The organism is Streptomyces sp. MP131-18 (assembly GCF_001984575.1).
In the GTDB taxonomy this organism is placed as follows: domain Bacteria; phylum Actinomycetota; class Actinomycetes; order Streptomycetales; family Streptomycetaceae; genus Streptomyces; species Streptomyces johnsoniae.
On the sequence record NZ_LZNS01000001.1, the window covers coordinates 6,987,914 to 6,992,795 of the forward strand.

The 4,882-nt window shown below is 76.1% G+C and carries 2 protein-coding genes; both read left to right on the plus strand.

The features are described 5' to 3' along the window. On the plus strand, positions 1 to 3,189 hold a 3,189-nt coding region (locus STBA_RS38120; RefSeq protein ID WP_171987823.1), incomplete at its 5' end, for an SDR family NAD(P)-dependent oxidoreductase. After that, positions 3,179 to 4,882 (plus strand): beta-ketoacyl synthase N-terminal-like domain-containing protein (locus tag STBA_RS31200; protein WP_171987824.1); only part of this gene is annotated, 1,704 nt, incomplete at its 3' end. The genes STBA_RS38120 and STBA_RS31200, both read left to right, overlap by 11 nt.

A 4,882-nucleotide genomic window follows, 5' to 3' on the forward strand; every position in this document is an offset into this window, starting at 1 on the left:
GTCCCCGTCGACTACGCCTCCCACTCCGCGCACGTCGACCAGCTGGCCGACCGCATCCTGGCCGACCTCGCGCCCATCACGCCCCGCGCGCCGGCCGTCCCGTTCCACTCCACCGTCACCGGCACCCGCATCGGCACCGCGGCGCTCGACGCGCGGTACTGGTTCGACAACCTGCGCGGCACCGTCCAGTTCGCGCCCGTCACCCGGGACTTGGCCGAGCAGGGCTTCGGCACGTTCATCGAGGTCAGTGCGCATCCCGTGCTGACCATGGCCATCGAGGACGCCACCGCGGTCGGCACCCTCCGCCGGGACGACGGCGGCCTCGGCCGCTTCCTCACCTCCCTCGCCGAGGCGTGGGCGGCAGGCGTCCCGGTCGCCTGGGAACGGCTGTTCACCGGCGCCCGGCGGGTCGACCTGCCGACCTACCCGTTCCAGCGCCGCCGCTACTGGCTCGACGCGGCACCCGCGGCCACCCGCGACGTCGCCTCGGCCGGACTCGCCGCCGAGGCGCACCCGCTGCTCGGCGCCGGGCTGCCGCTCGCGGGCAGCGACGGCCACGTGTTCACCGGTCGGCTGTCCCTCGCGGCCCAGCCGTGGCTCGCCGACCACATGGTGCACGACGTGGTCGTCCTGCCGGGCACGGCCGTGGTGGAACTCGCCCTCCACGCCGCCGCGCGCACCGACTGCGGCGGCGTCGAGGACCTGACGCTCGAAGCGCCGCTGACCGTACCGGAGGACGGCGAGACGCAGGTGCAGCTCGCCGTCGGCGGCGCCGACGCCGACGGGCGGCGCCCCGTCACCCTGTACGGGCGGGGCGCGGACGACCAGCCCTGGACCCGGCACGCCGCGGGCACCCTGGCCGCGGACGCGGCACCCGCCGCGTTCACGCTCGCGGCCTGGCCGCCCGCGGACGCCACGCCCGTGGACGTCACGGAACTGCAGGCCAGGCTGGCCAAGACGGGCCTGGACTACGGCCCGGCGTTCCGCGGCCTGCGGGCCGCCTGGCTGGCCGGGGCGGAGACCGCGCCCGAGGTGTTCGCCGAGGTCGCCCTCCCCGAGGCGGCGGGCGGTGGCTTCGGCATCCACCCGGCGCTGTTCGACGCGGCCGTGCAGGCCATGGGCGCCGGGCGGCTCGTCGCGGAATCCGACGCGGCGCGGCTGCCGTTCGCCTGGTCCGGCGTCACCCTGCACACGCCGGCCGGGGCCATGCTGCGCGTGCGGCTGACGCCCGCCCTGGACGCCGCGGGCGCCCAGGAGGGCGTGACGCTGCACGTCGCGGACGGCACGGGCGCGCCCGTGGCGACCGTCGCCTCCCTCGCCCTGCGCCCGCTGGTGGCCGCGCAGCTTCGCCGCCCCGGCGGACAGGACGACGGCCTTTACCGCGTCGAGTGGACCCCACTGGCGACCGGCACAGCGACCGACGCGGCGACCGGCGCGGCGGACGCCGAACCGGACGCGGAGCCGGTGGTGTTCGCCGACCTCGGCAGCGACCCCGCCGACCCGCGCGGCCCCGCACGCGGCGCCCATGTCCTCACGGCCCACACCCTCACCCTGGTGCGGGACTGGCTGGCCGACGAACGGTCCGCGACGGCGCGCCTCGCCGTGGTCACCAGCGGCGCCGTCGCCGTCCGGCAGGGCGAGCCGGTCACCGACCTGCCCGCCGCCGCGGCCCGCGGCCTGATCCGTTCCGCCCAGGCCGAGCACCCCGACCGTTTCGTCCTCGCCGACATCGACGACGACCCGGCCTCCCGCGCCGCACTGCCAGGCGCCGTGGCGGCGGCTGTCGCCGCGGGCGAGCCGCAACTGGCCGTGCGCCGCGGCGCGGTCACCGTGCCGCGCCTGGTCCGCGCCCCCGCCGCGCCAGGCCCGGCCCCGCGGGCCGCGGGGGCGGGCACCGTCCTCATCGTGGGCGGCACCGGCACCCTGGGCAGGCTCCTGGCCCGCCACCTGGTGGCCGAACACGGCGTGCGGCACCTGCTGCTTGTCAGCAGGCGCGGCCCCGACGCGCCCGGCGCGGCCGAACTGGAAACGCAGCTCGCCGCGTTCGGCGCCGAGGTGCGATTCGCGGCCTGCGACGCCGCCAACCGCGAGGCGCTCGCCGCCGTCATCGCCGCGATCCCCGCCGCACACCCGCTGACCGCCGTCGTCCACTCCGGCGGACTCCTCGACGACGGTGTGGTGCAGAACCTGACCACGCGTCAACTGGCGCGCGTCCTGCGGGCCAAGGCCGACGTCGCCACGCATCTGCACGACCTCACCGCGGGGCACGACCTGTCGGCGTTCGTGCTGTTCTCCGCCGCGGCCGCCACGTTCGGCCGCCAGGGGCAGGGCAACTACGCCGCCGCCAACGCCTATCTCGACGCGCTCGCCGCCCACCGCGGCGCCACCGGCCTGCCCGCGACATCGATCGCCTGGGGTCTGTGGGAGCAGGCCAGCGACATGACGGGGCACCTCGGCGGGGACGCCCGTTCCCGCATCGCCGCCGCGGGCATGCAGCCGCTCGACGCGGCCGAGGGGCTCGCCCTGTACGACGCCGCGCTGCGCGGCGGCGAGGCCGTCGTGACCGCCGCCAGGCTCGACCCCGACGCGCTGCGCGGCGACGACATCGCGCCGCTGCTGCGCGGGCTGGCCCGCCCGGCCGCCGCGCCTGCCCCGGCCGGCGCGGGTCCCGCGGGCGCCGCGGGGGAGCTACTGCGGCGGCGCCTGGACCCGATGGGCGACGAGGACCGCGAACGGGCCCTGCTCGACCTGGTCCGCACCCACGTCGCCGAGGTACTCGGCCACGGCTCGCTCAACGCGGTGCCGCCGCAGCGGGGCTTCCTGGAGGCCGGGTTCGACTCGCTGACCGCGGTCGAGCTGCGCAACCGCCTCGCCCGTGCCCTGGGCAGGCGGCTGCCCGCGGTGCTCGTCTTCGACCACCCGAACCCGCTGCGACTGGCCCGCCACCTGCGAGCACTGCTGTGGCCGGACCGCGACCGGCCCGCACCGCAGCCGACGGTGACGGTGACGGACCAGGCACCGGCGCCGGAACCGGAACCGGAACCGGAACAGGCGCAGGAACCGGCCGGCGACGTTGACGCATTGCTCAAGGACGCCACGGCCGACGAAGTCTTCGCATTCATCGACGCGCAGTTCAACGAAGCGCAGTCCACCGATCAGCAGAAGGGCGGACCACGGGGTGACGACTGAGGAGAAGCTGCTCGACTACCTCAAGTTGGTGACGGCTGATCTTCACAAGACGCGCCAGCGCCTGAAGGAGGCCGAGGAGCGCACGCCGGAGCCCATCGCCATCGTCGCGATGAGCTGCCGCTACCCCGGCGGCGTGCGATCCCCCGAGGACCTGTGGCGGCTGGTCGCCGAAGGCGGCGACGCCATCACGGAGTTCCCCGCCGACCGCGGCTGGGACCTGGACGCCCTCTACCACGAGGAGCGTGGCCGGCCCGGCACGTCCTACGTGCGGCACGGCGGATTCCTGCACGACGCCGCCGAGTTCGACCCCGGTTTCTTCGGCATCAGCCCGCGCGAAGCCCTCGCCATGGACCCGCAGCAGCGGTTGCTGCTCGAAACGTCGTGGGAAGCGATCGAACGCGCCGGGATCAACCCGCAGTCACTCGCCGGCACCCGCACCGGCGTCTTCGCCGGCGTCATGTACCACGACTACGCCTCCCGCATGCCCACCGCGCCCGAGGGCCTGGAGGGGTACTTCTACAACGGCAGCGCGGGCAGCGTCGCCTCCGGCCGCATCGCCTACGCGCTCGGCCTCGAAGGCCCCGCCGTCACCGTCGACACCGCCTGCTCCTCCTCGCTCGTCGCCCTCCACCTGGCCTGCCACGCGCTGCGCGAGAGCGACTGCACCATGGCGCTCGCGGCCGGCGCCACCGTGCTGGCCAGCCCCAACCTGTATGTCGAGTCGAGCCGTCAGCAGGCCCTCGCCGCGGACGGCCGCTGCAAGGCGTTCGCCGACGCGGCCGACGGCGCCGGATTCTCCGAGGGCGTCGGCGTGCTGCTGCTCGAGCGTCTTTCGGACGCGCGGCGCAACGGGCACCCCGTCCTCGCCGTCGTCCGCGGCTCCGCCGTGAACCAGGACGGGGCGAGCAGCGGCCTGACCGCGCCGAACGGCCCCGCGCAGGAACGCGTCATCCGCGCCGCGCTGGCCAACGCCGGGCTGACGACCGCCGACATCGACGGCGTCGAGGCGCACGGTACGGGTACGACGCTGGGTGATCCGATCGAGGCGCAGGCGTTGATTGCCACCTATGGTCAGGACCGTTCGGCGGAACGGCCGTTGTGGCTGGGGTCGTTGAAGTCGAATATTGGGCACAGCCAGGCGGCGGCCGGGGTCGGTGGTGTGATCAAGACCGTCATGGCGATGCGGCACGGGTTGCTGCCCAGGACCCTGCACGTGGACCGGCCGTCCTCCCACGTGGAGTGGGACGCCGGGGACGTGCGGCTGCTGACCGAGGCCGTGCCGTGGCCCGAGACCGGCAGGCCCCGCCGCGCCGGAGTCTCCTCGTTCGGTGCCAGCGGCACCAACGCCCACGCCATCATCGAACAGCCGGAGGAGCCGGCGCCGCGGCCCGCGGCGGACGGCGCGGATGGCGAACGCCCCACTGTGCTCGTCCTGCACGGCGCCGAGCCCGCCGCCGTCGGGGCCCAGGCGGCCGCGCTGCTCGACCACCTGGAGGACGAACCCGCCCTGCCGCTCGGCGGCGTCGCCCACGCCCTCGTCACCACCCGCGCCACCCTCGACCACCGCGCCGCCGTGGTCGCCCGCGACCGGGCCACCGCCCTCGACGGCCTTGCCGCGCTCGCCGACGGCAGGCCCGACCCGTCCGCCGTCACCGGCCGCGCCCTGCCCGGCGCCGACCGGCCGGTCCTGGTG